This window comes from Helcococcus sp. SA-HE-C1 (genome assembly GCF_985670335.1).
Genome location: NZ_OZ484652.1, coordinates 741276 through 757241 on the forward strand (window position 1 = coordinate 741276; position 15966 = coordinate 757241).

General features: G+C 26.8%; 15 protein-coding genes and 1 pseudogene. All 16 read right to left on the reverse strand.

What is annotated here, in order from left to right; all coding sequences use genetic code 11:
- Positions 1 to 13: 13 nt before the first annotated feature.
- Positions 14 to 1900, reverse strand: a complete 1887-nt coding sequence (gene glgB / locus AC4KN9_RS03875; RefSeq protein WP_491017336.1) for a 1,4-alpha-glucan branching protein GlgB — start codon at positions 1898 to 1900, stop codon at positions 14 to 16.
- 1 nt (position 1901) lies between these two features.
- Positions 1902 to 2471: a DHH family phosphoesterase gene (locus tag AC4KN9_RS03880; RefSeq protein ID WP_491017933.1), complete on the reverse strand. Its 570-nt coding sequence runs from the start codon at positions 2469 to 2471 to the stop codon at positions 1902 to 1904.
- Complete coding sequence (locus AC4KN9_RS03885) at positions 2468 to 3550, reverse strand: putative manganese-dependent inorganic diphosphatase (RefSeq protein ID WP_491017337.1); 1083 nt, start codon at positions 3548 to 3550, stop codon at positions 2468 to 2470. The genes AC4KN9_RS03880 and AC4KN9_RS03885 overlap by 4 nt, the downstream gene beginning before the upstream one ends.
- Positions 3551 to 3918: 368 nt before the next feature.
- Positions 3919 to 4266 (reverse strand): phage holin family protein, encoded by a 348-nt coding sequence (locus AC4KN9_RS03890; RefSeq protein WP_491017338.1) that lies wholly within the window; start codon positions 4264 to 4266, stop codon positions 3919 to 3921.
- Between the two features lie 135 nt (positions 4267 to 4401).
- Positions 4402 to 5862 (reverse strand): ATP-binding protein, encoded by a 1461-nt coding sequence (locus AC4KN9_RS03895; RefSeq protein ID WP_491017339.1) that lies wholly within the window; start codon positions 5860 to 5862, stop codon positions 4402 to 4404.
- The gene (locus AC4KN9_RS03900) at positions 5859 to 6764 is read right to left on the reverse strand and encodes an RluA family pseudouridine synthase (protein ID WP_491017340.1); all 906 of its coding nucleotides are present in this window, start codon (positions 6762 to 6764) and stop codon (positions 5859 to 5861) included. The genes AC4KN9_RS03895 and AC4KN9_RS03900 overlap by 4 nt, the downstream gene beginning before the upstream one ends.
- On the reverse strand, positions 6761 to 7414 hold the full coding sequence (locus AC4KN9_RS03905; protein WP_491017341.1) for a uracil-DNA glycosylase: 654 nt from the start codon (positions 7412 to 7414) through the stop codon (positions 6761 to 6763). The genes AC4KN9_RS03900 and AC4KN9_RS03905 overlap by 4 nt, the downstream gene beginning before the upstream one ends.
- Positions 7407 to 7865 (reverse strand): signal peptidase II, encoded by a 459-nt coding sequence (lspA, locus tag AC4KN9_RS03910; RefSeq protein ID WP_491017342.1) that lies wholly within the window; start codon positions 7863 to 7865, stop codon positions 7407 to 7409. Before lspA ends, AC4KN9_RS03905 begins: the two co-directional genes overlap by 8 nt.
- 46 nt (positions 7866 to 7911) lie before the next feature.
- On the reverse strand, positions 7912 to 8448 hold the full coding sequence (locus tag AC4KN9_RS03915; RefSeq protein WP_491017343.1) for a cell division protein SepF: 537 nt from the start codon (positions 8446 to 8448) through the stop codon (positions 7912 to 7914).
- 60 nt (positions 8449 to 8508) lie between these two features.
- Positions 8509 to 9630 (reverse strand): biotin/lipoyl attachment domain-containing protein, encoded by a 1122-nt coding sequence (locus AC4KN9_RS03920; protein ID WP_491017344.1) that lies wholly within the window; start codon positions 9628 to 9630, stop codon positions 8509 to 8511.
- A complete protein-coding gene (locus AC4KN9_RS03925) occupies positions 9614 to 10603 on the reverse strand; it encodes an NAD(P)H-dependent glycerol-3-phosphate dehydrogenase (RefSeq protein WP_491017345.1) in 990 nt (329 codons plus the stop codon). The genes AC4KN9_RS03920 and AC4KN9_RS03925 overlap by 17 nt, the downstream gene beginning before the upstream one ends.
- Positions 10604 to 10613: 10 nt before the next feature.
- The gene (gene plsY, locus AC4KN9_RS03930; RefSeq protein WP_491017346.1) at positions 10614 to 11219 is read right to left on the reverse strand and encodes a glycerol-3-phosphate 1-O-acyltransferase PlsY; all 606 of its coding nucleotides are present in this window, start codon (positions 11217 to 11219) and stop codon (positions 10614 to 10616) included.
- The gene (gene der, locus AC4KN9_RS03935) at positions 11216 to 12538 is read right to left on the reverse strand and encodes a ribosome biogenesis GTPase Der (RefSeq protein WP_491017347.1); all 1323 of its coding nucleotides are present in this window, start codon (positions 12536 to 12538) and stop codon (positions 11216 to 11218) included. Before der ends, plsY begins: the two co-directional genes overlap by 4 nt.
- A 9-nt stretch (positions 12539 to 12547) precedes the next feature.
- Positions 12548 to 13772 (reverse strand): annotated as a pseudogene (gene glyA / locus AC4KN9_RS03940) (serine hydroxymethyltransferase).
- Position 13773: 1 nt separating this feature from the next.
- Positions 13774 to 14199 (reverse strand): SoxR reducing system RseC family protein, encoded by a 426-nt coding sequence (locus AC4KN9_RS03945; protein ID WP_491017348.1) that lies wholly within the window; start codon positions 14197 to 14199, stop codon positions 13774 to 13776.
- A gap of 8 nt (positions 14200 to 14207) precedes the next feature.
- Positions 14208 to 15965, reverse strand: coding sequence for an aspartate--tRNA ligase (gene aspS / locus AC4KN9_RS03950; RefSeq protein WP_491017349.1), 1758 nt, complete (start codon positions 15963 to 15965; stop codon positions 14208 to 14210).
- Position 15966 lies beyond the last annotated feature (1 nt).

A 15966-nucleotide genomic window follows, 5' to 3' on the forward strand; every position in this document is an offset into this window, starting at 1 on the left:
TTCCCCCTCTATTCTATTTATTTAATTTTACAAAAATTGCTTGATAAGGTTCTAAATTTACTGTTATTGAGTATTCTTTTCCGTCAGCTGCTATATCCTTAGAGTAGAGAGGTGTATTTCTAGAAACCTGTCCTCCAAATCTCTTATGTGCTGAATTTATTAAAACTTTATACATTCCTTTATTTCTAACGCCGAATCTATATTTATGTCTATATACAGGAGCAAAATTGAATAAACATAAAACAGAATTTCCATCTCTATCTATTCTTTCAAATGCTAGTATGTTCTCATTATTATTTTCATGTTGTATCCATTCAAAACCATCATATGAATCATCAATCTGATGAAGTGATTTTTCAGTCTTATATAAATGATTTAATTTTTTAACGAAATTTTTTAAATATACATGATTGTCATAATTTAAGACTGACCAGGATAATTCTTGATTTTCATTCCATTCTTCAAATGTTCCAATTTCATTACCCATGAAGTTAAGTTTTTTACCAGGTTGTGCATACTGATATGCATACAAAGCTCTTAAAGCCTTAAATTGTGTATCATAATCTCCAACCATTTTTCTAATCATAGGCTTCTTTAAATGTACAACTTCATCATGAGAAAATGGAAGTATATAGTTTTCGTTGAAACAATACATTATGGAAAATGTTAAGAGATTATGATAATCTTTTCTATTATAAGGATTTAATTCAAAATAATCTAAAGTATCATGCATCCATCCCATATTCCATTTAAAGTCAAAACCTAATCCTCCATGTTCAATTTTATGAGTTATTTTTGGAAAGGCTGTTGATTCTTCAGCAATCATTAAGATGTCTGAATGGAATAAATGCACTACTGAATTTAATTCTTTTATAAAGCTTATTGCTTCGTAATTTTCATAACTACCATCATCATTTACTAAATTTTTATCACCGTAGTTTAAGTAAAGCATAGCAGAAACTGCATCTACTCTTAATCCGTCTATATGAAAATATTTTAATAAAAATAGTGCTGATGATATTAGAAAGTTTTTAACTTGTTGCTTTCCAAAGTCAAAATATAATGTTCCCCAACCTTCTACACTAGCTCTATATTCATCATCTTTTTCAAATATAGCTGTACCATCAAATTTACTTAATCCATGTGCATCTCTCGTAAAGTGAACAGGCACCCAATCTAGTATCACACCAATATCATTTTTGTGTAATTCATCTACTAATTTCATAAATTCTTTTGGAGTACCAAATCTTGAAGTTATTGAAAAATATCCTGTTACTTGATATCCCCATAATCCATCATATGGATATTCTGTTAATGGCATTATTTCTACATGTGTATATCCCATATCTTTAATATATCTTGGTAAAACTTCTGCCAACTCAAGATATGTATAATATCTATTATCTGGATGTCGCATCCATGAACCTAGATGTAATTCATATATTGAAAGTGGCTCATGTAAATGATCTTTTGTAAATCTTTCACTAAGATACTTTTCATCATTCCACTCATACCCTTTTATATCAAAAATTTTACTAGCGGTATTTGGTCTATATTCTGAAAAAAAAGCATACGGATCAGATTTATAAATTTCTTGATGATTATGAGAAATAATTCTATATTTATAATTATCATACTCATTAAAATTTTTTATACATATATTCCAAATTCCAGAATTATGAATATTACTTAATCGTAAATTAAACTTATCCCAATAGTTAAAATCTCCAACTAAAAAAACTTCTCTTGCATGAGGTGCCCATACAGTAAAACTCATATAGGTTTCATCATTTATTTCAATCTTTTGTACGCCCATAAATTCATAAGATTCATAGTTTTTACCTTCATTAAACAAATGTATAGATTCTGATAAATCTTCCCTATATTTAATTTCTTGCATATTATCCCCTCTCAATATTTTTAATACTTCTCGTTAAAGCTGGTATGAATTGTTTTTTTCTTGATAATAATCCTTCAACAATATATCCATTATCGTCATATACTTTACCAAATTCTTTAGCGAGTTGTTTATTAAATTCTCCAATAGTAAATACTAATGATTTTTCATTAAATATATCTGTTATAAATAGTGCTAAAAAGTCTGTACCTTCACTTTCTTTAATTGATAGCATTGTACTTATTAAGTCTGATTTCATATTTTCTAGATATGGTAAATTTGTAGTAAAAGCTTGTGAAACTCTTACTTTATAATCAGATATTATAAAATTTTTTGAATCCGTTAAAATTAATGTTTTTGCACTAACTCCTTCTAGAGATGTTCCTGCTGCAAACATTTCAGAAGCATATTCTTGTAAATCTATATCTATGATATCAGCGAGTTCTTTCAATATTTTTTTATCTACATCTGTTGTAGTTGGAGATCTAAATAAAAGTGTATCTGAAATTATAGCTGATGCCATTAATCCTGCCATTTCTTTAGATGGCATAATATCATGTTCTTTATACATCATTGCCAATATAGTTGAAGTACACCCAACCGGTTCATTTCTAAAATAGATTGGCCACTTGTATTTATATTTGCAACTCTATGATAATCTATAATTTCCATAATTTCAACACTATCTCTATCATCAATAGATTGATTCGCTTCATTATGATCCACTAAAATTAATTTCTTCTTTTTGTCAGAAATTAAATCATTTCGATTTAATTGACCAACAACTTCATTTAAATGGTTAACAATAGGGAAATTACGTATTCTAGTATTTCTAACCTTTTGAGATACTTCATCAAGAAAATCATCTTGTGTAAAAGTGATTAGATCATTTTTTGTCATAACAAAATCTACTGGAACTGCTTGTGGTATAAGTCTAGCAGTCATAAAAGAATTATATTTTGTGGTTAGCACCGTTACATTATTTTTTTTTGCAAGTTCAACTATTTCGTCTTCTGGAGTATGTCCTGAAGAAACGATAAGCGCTCCTGCTTTTCTTTTTACAGCTTCTAATTGAGCATCATATCTATTCCCAACAATTAATATATCTCCTTTAGATACATGACCTTTTTCATCTACATCTGAAGCATAAACCAACATTCTTCCGTCCCATTTATTTGGGTTTTCTGGAAGATAAACAATCTCACCTGCAATTGTCTCAACTATATTTTCGATACTTGTATTAGATTTACCAAGTATAATATCATCCCAAACATCCATATAAGATTTTGTTAAATTTGATAAGGTTACAATGCCTTCAATCTTATTATTTTGATCAACAACTGTCAGAAAAGATACATTTTTCGGCTGTAAATAATTAGCTGCTTGATAAATGGATATCTCTTTGTTAATACTCTGTGGCTTAGGTAAATTTAAGTCTTCGACTTTAAGTTTTAATGTACTTACAAGTCTTGGTTCTTTTTGTTTCCATCTATCCAAAACCCATTTTGATTCTAAATTTAATTCACCTAATCTAACAGGTATATATTCGTTTTTTTTATCAATTTTACTTTTTAAATCAGCATAGACTATAGACGATGCTATAGAATCTGTATCAGGATTTTTATGTCCTGTTATAAAAATTTTATTATTCATTTGTCACCTCTTATATTAATTTTAACATACAAATAAATCTCTAACAATCTAAGTATTTTTAATTAATTGATTACATTTATTTATAGGAAAAATAGTTTTCGCAAATTATAATATTTGTTATCAATATAATTATATAACATAGAAGATTATATTCAATAATAAAGATTTCTTAAATAAAATTTTAGTTCAATAAAGTTAAATTAAAAATTTTTATTTATGTATAAGATAAAAAATTATATATAAATTTAATAGTCCCCTTAAAGTTGCTCTAGATGCAAACTTTAAGGGGACTATTTTCTTTATTTCTTTAGTTTATAAAATATTTTTTTAGTTATTTATAGAAAATTTAAACTCTATTAATAATTAGTTTATGAGTTTAATTTTTCACCTGGAATAAATGATTCAACAAGTCCATATACAACACCACCAATTAAAGCACCTAATACAGTAACTTTATAACCATCAATAATTTGACCTGATAGATATAAAATCAATGCCATTACTAAAAATCCGGATGCTCCTCTTGCTGACTTTGAAAGACCTACAAATGTAGCTAATAAGTGCTCTATTACTGCTATTGCTATTGAAATTAGAATTAGGTTTCCAAATCCACCTTTATTTGACATTCCTGGTACTAATATGTTTGTTAATCCAACTACTATCATAGATACTAATAGTCTTGAAATTAATCCAATAAAATTAAATTTATTATTCATTTTTTCTCCTTTTTTACTATAGTTTTTTTACTATAGTTTGGTTTATAATATATCATTGCAATGATACATTTATATATAACCACTTTTTATCAATTTAATCATAATATTTATAAAATATATATATTGTCGATTTATTTAAGTCTGATATCTTAAAGCTTCCATAATATCAATATCTATTATATTTTCCCTATTTTCTAAATCAGCAATTGTTCTAGCAACTTTTATTATATTATCAAAGCTCCTCTTTGAAAGATTATATTTTTTTATAGCTTTTTCGATAGATGGTTTTAACGTATAATCTATATAAATATATTTTTTTATTTCTTTTGAATTTAATAGTCCATTACTCATTTCAATATTTTTATATCTTTTTTGTTGTATATCAATAGCATTATTTATGTTTTCTTTAATTTCATCAATATTATATTGTTTTCTAGAATTAAAATTAAATTCATTTATTGTAATTTTAATAGCAAATCTATCTAAAAATGATTTATCAATTTTTTTATTAAATTTATTTATCTCTGAAATACTGCAGGTACATTTTTTATTTGTTCCAAAATTCCCACATGGACAAGGATTCATTGTAGCTATTATAGAATAGTCAACGGGATATTGATAATATTTACATCTATTATTTCTAAAAGCTACGTCATTGTCCATCATAATCTTAAATTTATCAAGTATCAACTTTGAAAAAAGATTAATTTCGTCTAAACATATATATCCAAAGTTTGCTAAAGAAATTTCTCCTAATTGATTTTTTGATCCAAATAAGCTTTTAGAATTTACATTTGTTGCTGGATAAATTATTTGAGATTTTTCTATAAATTTGTTTTTATCATAAAATCTAGTATAAATATCTGATAAAAGAATTTGTTTATATGGGTGCAATGTGTTTAGTATCGAATTTATAGCCTTTATTGAAATTGTTTTACCAGTACCAATAGGACCTTTTATTATAATATTATGTTTTCCTGTTATAGCAATAATTAAAGCTCTTATTACCGATTCTAATGAAATCACATCATTTAGATCAAATTCATATTCAGTATTTATTTTTTTATATTTGAATTTATTTGATATTATGTTAATGTTTCTTAAATGTGATACAACTTCTGATATATTTCTTGCAGGAAAGATGCTAATTTTATCAAAAATTTCTAAGTAATCATAATTTCCATATGGCATAATTATTTTTTTAAGATTGTTGTCTATGGCACATTTAATTACACGAAGTGGATTTTTAATTGGTATTAATTTTCCATCGATTCCAATTTCACCACAAATTAAATATTCATCAATATTTTGAAATTCAAAGATATTTGAAATGATTGATATCGCAATTGGTAGATCAAAGTGATCCCCATACTTTTTTTGACTTGCTGGTAGTAGATTGGTAGTGATTCTACCATATGGTATTTTGATATTATTAGATTTAAGAGAAAGAAGAATTTTATCTTTTGATTCTTTTATGCTTCTATTTGTATAACCAGAGATATTAAATTTATTAATACCCCTAGTTATTTTACTTTCAACTTCAATTATATTAGTTTCTAAATTTGCATAATTTAAAGTTTTTACTTTTGTAGTCATTTATCCTCCCTAAAAATGATATTATGGTATTTTTCAAATTCAGGGTACATAGGAATTTCAATTTTAATTTTTTTATTTGATATGGGATGATTAAATTCTAGAGAATATGCTTGTAATAGTTGACAGTTCAAATTAAATTTACTTGATATATTGCAATAGTCTGCATCACCTAAAATAGGATGATTTATATATGACATATGAACCCTAATCTGATGAGTACGTCCAGTGTGAAGCTCAACATCTAAATATGAAAATTCTTTATTTTGTTCAATCACTCTGTATGTGGTTTTTGCCTCTTTACCTGTATTGTTTACCTCCATTAGTTTTCTATTCTTTATAGATCTTCCTATAGGTTCATTAATTGTTCCTTGAATGTTATTAAATCTATGAAAAACTACAGTTCTATATTTTTTAGATACCAATCTTTGCTTAAATATTTCTTTTAATTTTATCATTGCGTTATCACTTAGAGCAATAATCATTAGACCACTTGTATCTTTGTCTAGTCTGTGAACAATTCCCGGTCTTTCATCACCATTTAGATACGAAAAATCCTTAAATTTTGAAAGTAAAAAATTTACCACAGTATTTGTTCTAATTGTGTTGGTAGGATGAGAAATAATCCCACACGGCTTATTTATTATTGCAATATCATCATCTTGATATACTATTTCTATATCTAAATTCTCTGCTTTAATTGGTTTTAACTTTAAGGCGTCTAAATTTATATTTAATAGATCATTTTCTTTAACTATATAGCTAGGTTTTTCAATTTTACCATTAACTGTAACATCATTATTTTTAATTAATTTTGTTAATTTTGATCTAGAAATATCTTCAAAGTATTCAGATAAATATTGGTCAAGTCTTAAGTCATTACTTTCTTCAACATATACTTTCATAATGTACTCCAATCTATCTCTTTTTTTCCTAAACTAGATAAAATTTTATTTACTTCTGAAAAGTGTCCACATCCATTAAATCCTCTATAAGCAGACAATGGTGACGGATGTGTTGTTTTTAGAATATAATTTCCTTTTTCAATAATTGGGATTTTGGATTGACTATTGTTTCCCCAAAGTAGGAAAATTATGTCACCTTTTTTAGAAACTTCGTGGATGATTTTGTCAGTAAAACTACTCCATATCGTTTTTGAAAATGAGTTTGGACACGATTCTTTAACGGTTAATACATTATTTAGTAAAAGTACTCCTTGTCTAGCCCAATTAGTTAGATCCCCTGATATATTATCTATTCCAGTATCTCTTCTTATTTCATTAAAAATATTAATAAGTGACGGCGGAAGTTTAGTATTACTATTCACAGAAAATGCTAACCCATTAGCCTGTCCTTTTTGATGATACGGATCTTGCCCTAATATTACGATCTTAACATCATTATAATCAGTTAATTTTAAGGATCTAAAAATATTTTCTTTTTCAGGGTATATATTCATAAATTTGTACGATTTCATTAATTCACTGTAAAAATTTTGAAATTCTTCTGTATTCATAAAATCACTCAATACTTTATCCCAATTATTGTTAAACATCTTTACCTTCTAAAAAGTAGATAGCAAAAATTAAATATATCGCAGAAACTGTTACAAAGATATCAGCAAAATTAAACACTGGAAAATCATATATTCCACCAAGTGGTGTATAAATAAAATCTACAACATAACCTAATCTAAGTCTATCTATTAAATTTCCTAATGCACCCGACATAATCATAACAAGTGGAAGCTTTATATAAGTGTCAATATTATTACTATTTTTTAATAAATAGTATGAGATACCAAAACAAACTGCAATAGTAATTATTGCAAATATTATTGTTGCACTTTGAAATATACCAAAAGCCGCCCCAGAATTTTCAATATAACTTAAGTGCAACCAATCTTTAATAACGATGATAGAATCTTTATTTTTAAGATTACTTATAGCCCAAATTTTTGTAAGTTGATCTAATATAATTCCTACAATTAATAATATTATATACATATTTTTTCCTTTTATTTAAAAAAGGGCTTTCGCCCTCTTAATTATGTTATATTTGATATATAGATTTTTCAGATAACTTATCTTTTAATTTACCATCAACCTTTACACCAGCTGGAACTAAAACATAAATATCTTTGGTTACATTTTGAATTGAACCTTCTAGTGCGTAAACTCCACCACTTACAAAGTAAAATATTTGTGTTTTATTATCTACTTCTAGCATTTCTAAGTTTAATACAACTGTTTTTCCTTGCTTTACATCATCTATAATTTGTTTGCCATCTTCGTATTTTAACGGTTCTTTAATTGTTACTACCATATCATCATTAGAACTATTATATTTAGTACGCATATTCATAGAATCAGATTCTTTATAATTATCACTGGATGTAGAATAAGATCTATATGTACTAAATTTTCTAGCTTTATCCTCCTTGCTAGTTTCAAATGTTACTTTATTCTCATCTATAACATTTTGTACAGTATCATTATCGTATTTCGATTCCTCATAATCTTGGTAATCTTCATCATCATAGTTATCTTCTATACCAACAAAATCTTTTACTTTATTCCAAAAACTCATACTACCTCCTACTTTATATTAATTTCATTATAATATATTTTTTTTATTTTTCCAAATAATTTAATAGAAATCACCTATTTTCAAGTTTCTATTATTAATAATAACTTTTGTAAATGAAGTTAGTTCCTTAAAATGACCATTTTTAATAGTATTTGGCATATTTACACTAACATATGAAAATTGATCATCTTCTGATATTTTAGTTATTGGAGTAAAATCTACCCGCCCATTTTTAATATAATAAACGCCCTCATAACCATTAAACTTTGTAATACTATTTTTAGGGATTTTATAAACCATTCCTAATTCTATCTTAATATTAGTGTTAAAAAATCGATTTTTTAGTGCTGATTCTATGCCATCATTTAATTGATATTTTAATATATAAAAATCTTTATATTCTTTAATACCTTCTAGATACGCTCTATATTCGCCACTCTCTATTTTTATATTTAAATTTTTAAATAGTTTTTCATTAAAAGATATAGTTTTTGAAATTTTTAAAAGTATATTATATTTCTTATTATTTACATATTTTAATCCAATTAATTCATTTTTATTTGTTATGTCAAAATTTATTTTATTAAAATTAATATTTTCAAAATCATCAAATCCAATTAAATTTTCGTATCCATCTGTTCTATTAAGTATATATCCAGAATCAAAAGTTATAATTTTTTGATTCTTAATAAAAGAATCATAATATTTCTGATACGTTTCAAAACTATCTGACTTATTACTATTTGAAAAGTGGTTAAAATTATTTTTATATATTTCATTGTTTAATATATTGCTTACAATCTTATTTATATCATTTTCACTATCTTTATTTTTTAGATTTTTATTTATATTATTTGCTTTATCCAATGCATCAAAATTATTTGTTCCTTCAACAATTTGATGTCTACCATATATTTTATATTTTTCTAAAGTAATATCTATATTCTGAAAATTATCTAGTACAATCTCATCAAATAACGAATATACTTTAGCCTTAATTTCTTTTTTAAGCATGAATGGATTTTTTATATTGTATAAATTTTTTTCTTTTTTTAATTCATTTATTTTTTGCAAACCTGCAAAAATAAATATTAATGTAATTAATATACCTATAATATAAATAAAAAAATTTTTCCTACGTCCTCGTCTTCTTCTTGCTCTTTTTTTAGATTTCAAATTCATCTTTACCACTTTTATTCATTAAAATTTCAATAGAATCTTCGATAGAAAGATTTTCATATAATACACTATAAATTATATTTGTTAAAGGCATATAAATATCTTTTTTTATGCTTATATCATGAAGCGCTTTGCATGTGGATATACCTTCAACAACCATCCCTATATCGGCTTCTAATTTTTTAACTGTATTACCTTTTCCTATTAATTCACCAGCTTTTCTATTTCTGCTATGTTTCGAGGTGGCAGTTACTATTAAATCTCCAATTCCGGCTAATCCATAAAGAGTGTTTCTTTGTCCTCCCATTTCTATACAAAATCTTGTCATCTCATGTATTCCTCTAGTCATCATGGCAGCTTTAGTATTATCTCCAATATTTAACCCATCAAGAATACCAATCCCTAGTGCTAAAACATTTTTTACAGCACCACCATACTCAACTCCAATCAAATCATCATTTGTATATATTCTTAGTGATGAACTAATCATCATATCTTGTATTTCTTTAGCTATCTTAAAATCATCACTAGAAACAACTATAGACGTTGGGACAGACTGTATAACCTCCTCAGCATGAGAAGGCCCAGATAAAGCTACAAATTTATTTTCAGGTAAAAATTCTTTAAATATATTTGATATCCTCTTATTTGTAGATACTTCAATACCTTTAGATAAATTAATAATTATGGCATCTTTATTAAATAGATGATAATTATCTTCAAGCATAGATTTAATTTTTTGTGTAGGTATCGCATTTATTATATATTTATTTTTAAGTGCTTCCTTGATATCAGAAGTCGCTACAATATTTTCAGGCAAATCATGCTCTCTTAAATATTTTTTATTTCTATGATTTTTATTTATATAATCTTTACATTCTTTATCTCTGATATACATTAATATATCATATTTTTTAGATAATTCTTTAGAAATAGCTGTTCCCCAGCTACCACCACCTAAAACAGATATTTGCATATTCACTCCTTTATCTCTTAAAGAGTTTCTCAACTATATTGATCTTATTTTCATTTCCATTTATTAATTTATTAATATTTCCCTTATGCTTGTATATGAGTACAACTGAATTTATAACTAACATAATAATAAATGGTGTATTATTTGTTTCAAAAAGTAAAACATATATTAGAACAAAAAGTGTACAAATAATAGATGATATTGAAACAATTTTTGTGAAAATATTTACAATTACAAAAATTATCAATTGTATCAACAATATTAAAGGGCTAAACACTAAATTAACACCTAAACTTGTAGCCATACCCTTTCCACCACTAAATCCATAAAAAATTGACCAACAGTGACCAATAACAACCGCTGCACCTGCAATATAACTACCATACTCTGAATCTAAATACGCTCCAATCAAAACTGCTATAGAGCCTTTTAAAACATCTACAAGTAGTGTGATTACAGCATATTTTTTTCCATAAACTCTTAATGTATTTGTCGTACCAGCGTTTCCACTTCCCTTACCTCTAATATCTTCATTAAAATACTTTTTTACAATTGTGATTGAACCTGAAATAGACCCTATCATATATGCAATAATAAATATAAGAAGATACATCATACATCAAATCTCCTATTTCTTACCTCTAATTCAATTGGAACGCCTTCAAAATTAAAATTATCTCTAATTTTATTTTCAATAAATCTAAGATATGAAAAATGCATCAATTCTTCATCATTTACATATATTAAAAATTTAGGTGGTCTCGTGGTAACTTGTGACATATAATATATTTTTAGCTGTTTACCCTTTTTAGATTTTGGCGGATTAATTAGCATCGCATCTCTCAACATAGTATTTAATGTTCCTGTAGGGATTCTAAAAGAATAATTTTCATCTACTGCATCAATAACTTCAAATAATTTATCAATTCTTTGATTATCTTTTACAGAAATAAATGTAATTGGCGCATATAAAGTAAATGTAATTTTATTTCTTATATCAGTGATAAAATCCCTCATAGTATTAGTTTCTTTTTTAATTAAATCCCATTTATTTACTACTATTATTGAGGCTTTTTTTTGATTGTGTGCATAGCCAATTATTTTTGTGTCTTGTTCAGTAATCCCTTCAGTTGCATCAACAAAGAATAGTACCATATCTGCTCTATCTACAGCACTGTATGTTCTTATTACTGAAAATCTTTCAACCCTTGAATCAACTGATCTCTGTCTTCTAATTCCTGCAGTATCTATAAATGTATATTTTTTACCATTTCTTTCAAATTTAGAATCAATAGAATCTCTTGTAGTCCCTGCTATACTAGAAACTATTGCTCTTTCTTCACCTATTATAGTATTAATAAATGACGATTTTCCAACATTTGGTTTACCAATAACTGCAATTTGTAAAGTTTCTTCTTCCTCTTCTTTTAAGCTACCTTCTGGAAATCTATTAACAATTTCATCAAGTAAATCTCCAAGGCCATATCCTTGCTCAGCAGAAATTGATAAAACTTCACTAATTCCTAGAGTATAGAAATCATACACTTCACTTGGCGTATCTCTTACTTCAATTTTATTTACAACAACAATTACTTCTCTTCCTGATTTTCTTAATTTTTGAGCAATCATTTGATCTAAAGAAGTCATACCCTCTCTGCCATCAACAAGAAATAAAATTAAATCAGACGAATCAATTGCAATATCAGCTTGAATCTCAATCTCCTTATTAAAATCTCCCGAATACTCTAATTCCAATCCACCTGTATCTACTAAAACAAAAAAATTATTTTGCCATTCTACTTCACTATATAGTCTATCTCTTGTTACACCAGGTGTGTCTTCAGTTATTGAAATTCTTTTTCCAACTAATTTATTAAATAATGTTGATTTTCCTACATTAGGTCTACCAATAATACTTACTATAGGTTTTGCCATAATTTCTCCTTAATAAAGAGGATATTTTTTTACAATTGATTGAACCTCTTTAATTATTTCTTTTTTTTCTTTTCTCTCTAATAGCACATCACATATAAGTCTACCTATAATTTTGAAATCTTCTTCTTTTAAACCTCTGCTAGTCATTGCAGCCAATCCTAATCTTATTCCAGAAGTTATAAATGGACTTTTTCTTTCATTTGGAATTGTGTTTTTATTTACAGTAATATTTACTTGATCTAATAAATGTTCTGCATCCTTTCCAGTCAATCCTACACTCGATACATCAACTAAAACTAAATGATTGTCTGTTCCGCCTGAAACTAATCTAATTCCTCTACTTTCAATCTCTTGTGCTAATGCTTTGGCATTTTTTATTACTTGAGATTGGTATTTCTTGAACTCTTCAGACATTGCTTCCTTAAAACATACAGCTTTAGCTGCAATAACATGCTGTAATGGACCACCTTGTGTACCAGGGAAAATTGCTTTATCAATTTTGTTTGCATACTCTTTTTTACATAAAATAAATGCACCTCTTGGCCCTCTTAATGTTTTATGACTTGTAGATGTAACAACATCTGCATAAGGAACTGGATTTTGATGTAATCCAGCTGCAACTAAACCAGCTATATGTGCCATATCAACCATATATATAGCGCCTACTTCATCTGCAATTTCTCTGAATTTCTTAAAGTCTATTGCTCTAGAATATGCTGATGCTCCAGCTAGTATCATCTTTGGCTTTTCTTTTAATGCAATTTCTCTGACCTTTTCATAATCAATTTTTTCATCAAGATTCTGATACACCATAATGTACAAAATTATAATATGATCCAGATATTGATACTTGAGCTCCATGAGTTAAATGTCCACCTTCTGTTAGATTCATAGATAAAACTTTATCGCCTGGATTAAGTAATGCAAAATAAACAGCTACATTTGCACTTGAACCACTATGAGCTTGAACATTTGCATGCTCAGAACCAAATAATTTATTGAGTCTATCTATTGCTAACTGTTCAGATTTATCAATTATTTGACAACCACCATAATATCTCTTATTTGGATAACCTTCAGCATATTTATTAGTCATTATAGATCCAGTAGCTTCTAAAACTGCTGGAGAAACAAAGTTTTCAGATGCTATAAGTTCAATATTATTCTCTTGTCTTTTCTTTTCCTCCATAATAATATTATATATTTCATCGTCAAACTGCATTAAATTTTTCATATTACATCCCCCTAAATTCAGAAATTGTAATTAGTTCTTTTTTTTCTTTATTTTTGTCAAGTTTATTTAATATTAAAAAGGAAATTCCTAATAGTAAAACACCTACACCAAACGAAATTAAATCATTTGAGTTGCTTCCTTGTAAATAGTTTCCTAAAAATATCCCTACAACTAGCATTATTAAAGGTAGTAAATATAACATTGCTGAAGTTTTCAACATTTTTAATGTTTCAAATTCAATATTTACAGGATCTCCTACTTTTCCATCAATAGTATTTTTGACTTTAATATATCTATGATTGTCACATAATTCACCATTTTTTCTGGTGAGTGCTCCACAACCGCAATTGCCACAAGTTTTTGCACTTCCAACCATTACAATCGCTTCACCATTCCCAATTTCAGTAATTACTCCTATTTTATTCATTCTTACCTCTATTCTTCAATAAATTTAATATTTAAATCATCTAATTGTTGTTTTTCAATTTCAGTTGGTGCAGATGTAAGTAGATCTGAAGCGGACTGTGTCTTAGGAAATGCTACAACATCTCTTATATTATTAATATTTAGCATTGTCATAACCAATCTATCTAGACCAAATGCAATACCACCATGTGGAGGTGTTCCATATTTTAATGCATCAATAAAAAATCCAAATTTATTTTCTATATCATCTTTTGTTAATTTTAATGCATTAAATATCTGTTTTTGTAAATTAGAATCGTATATTCTAATTGAGCCACCTCCTATTTCATCTCCATTAATTACAATATCATATGCTTTTGCTCTCATATCTTCTGGATTATTATTTAATTTATTTAAATCTTCATCTATTGGATGAGTAAATGGATGGTGTTTTGCAACATATCTTTCATCTTCTTCATCATACTCAAACATTGGAAATTCATTTATCCATGTAATGGCAAATTCATCTTCATTAAATTTTAAACTTTCTTTTGCTATATGAGTTCTTAATGATCCCATTAGTTCGAGTACTTTTGGAGCTTTATCTATTATAATCAGTGCCAAATCTCCATTTTCTAGACTTAATTTTTCGGTTAATTTTTTATTGAAATCATCATTTAAAAATTTATTAATAGATGAATTTAATTCTCCATTTTCATATCTAAACCAGATTAATCCACTTGCCCCCATCCCTTTTACAACTGATGTTAGTTTATCAATTTGTTTTCTAGAGTAACAACTTGATAATCCATTAAAGTTAATCGCCTTTATAAATTTTCCTTCTAATACAGAATCCTTAAATAAATTAAAATCAATAAATTCCGATAAACTTGAAATATCTTTTATTTCAAATCCATATCTTAAGTCAGGCTTATCAGAACCAAATCTATTCATTGCTTCTTCATAGCTCATTCTTGAAAATGGTAATTGTAAGTCAATTCCTTTTACTTTCTTAAATATCTTTTGAAGCAATCTTTCATTCAATGAAATAACATCTTCCTCATCGACAAAGCTCATTTCAATATCAACCTGTGTAAATTCAGGTTGTCTATTTGCTCTTAAATCTTCATCTCTAAAACATTTTACTACTTGATAATATCTATCTAATCCACCAATCATCAATAATTGTTTAAATAGCTGTGGTGATTGTGGCAAAGCATAAAATCCATGTTTTGACAATCTAGACGGTACAATATAATCTCTGGCACCTTCTGGAGTTGGTTTCCCTAAAAATGGTGTTTCAACTTCAATAAATCCTTCTTCATATAGAAAATCCCTAAAGGCTTTTACAATTTCAGCTCTTTGTTTTAATATATTTTGCATTTTAGGTTTTCTTAAATCTAAATACCTATATTTTAATTTTAGTTCTTCAGAAACATTATCTTCGTCCTTGATATAAATAGGCGGAACATCTGACTTGCTATATAATTTAAGAGAATTGGCAATAACTTCAATTTCTCCTGTTGGTATGTCATTATTTTTATTTTCTCTTTCAAAAACTTTGCCTTTTACACCAATTACATATTCTGATTTTATCTCTTTAGCTTGATTATATAAATCTTCATTTTCTTCTTTCTTAAAAACAATTTGTGTAATTCCACTTCTATCTCTTAAATCTAAAAAGACTATTGGTCCTAAATCTCTAGTTTTAGATACCCAACCGTATAACTCGACATCATGTCCTAAATTTTTAATTCTTAATTCTCCGTTATAGTGACTTCTTTTCATA

What these genes read in the sequence shown, in the direction of transcription:
- AC4KN9_RS03895 (WP_491017339.1), bottom strand. Translation starts at nt 5,862, where the DNA reads ATGACTACAAAAGTAAAAACTTTAAATTATGCAAATTTAGAAACTAAT.
- aspS (WP_491017349.1), bottom strand. Translation starts at nt 15,965, where the DNA reads ATGAAAAGAAGTCACTATAACGGAGAATTAAGAATTAAAAATTTAGGA.
- AC4KN9_RS03900 (WP_491017340.1), bottom strand. Translation starts at nt 6,764, where the DNA reads ATGAAAGTATATGTTGAAGAAAGTAATGACTTAAGACTTGACCAATAT.
- AC4KN9_RS03920 (WP_491017344.1), bottom strand. Translation starts at nt 9,630, where the DNA reads ATGAATTTGAAATCTAAAAAAAGAGCAAGAAGAAGACGAGGACGTAGG.
- AC4KN9_RS03915 (WP_491017343.1), bottom strand. Translation starts at nt 8,448, where the DNA reads ATGAGTTTTTGGAATAAAGTAAAAGATTTTGTTGGTATAGAAGATAAC.
- der (WP_491017347.1), bottom strand. Translation starts at nt 12,538, where the DNA reads ATGGCAAAACCTATAGTAAGTATTATTGGTAGACCTAATGTAGGAAAA.
- AC4KN9_RS03890 (WP_491017338.1), bottom strand. Translation starts at nt 4,266, where the DNA reads ATGAATAATAAATTTAATTTTATTGGATTAATTTCAAGACTATTAGTA.
- AC4KN9_RS03880 (WP_491017933.1), bottom strand. Translation starts at nt 2,471, where the DNA reads ATGATGTATAAAGAACATGATATTATGCCATCTAAAGAAATGGCAGGA.
- lspA (WP_491017342.1), bottom strand. Translation starts at nt 7,865, where the DNA reads ATGTATATAATATTATTAATTGTAGGAATTATATTAGATCAACTTACA.
- AC4KN9_RS03945 (WP_491017348.1), bottom strand. Translation starts at nt 14,199, where the DNA reads ATGAATAAAATAGGAGTAATTACTGAAATTGGGAATGGTGAAGCGATT.
- glgB (WP_491017336.1), bottom strand. Translation starts at nt 1,900, where the DNA reads ATGCAAGAAATTAAATATAGGGAAGATTTATCAGAATCTATACATTTG.
- plsY (WP_491017346.1), bottom strand. Translation starts at nt 11,219, where the DNA reads ATGATGTATCTTCTTATATTTATTATTGCATATATGATAGGGTCTATT.
- AC4KN9_RS03905 (WP_491017341.1), bottom strand. Translation starts at nt 7,414, where the DNA reads ATGTTTAACAATAATTGGGATAAAGTATTGAGTGATTTTATGAATACA.
- AC4KN9_RS03925 (WP_491017345.1), bottom strand. Translation starts at nt 10,603, where the DNA reads ATGCAAATATCTGTTTTAGGTGGTGGTAGCTGGGGAACAGCTATTTCT.
- AC4KN9_RS03885 (WP_491017337.1), bottom strand. Translation starts at nt 3,550, where the DNA reads ATGAATAATAAAATTTTTATAACAGGACATAAAAATCCTGATACAGAT.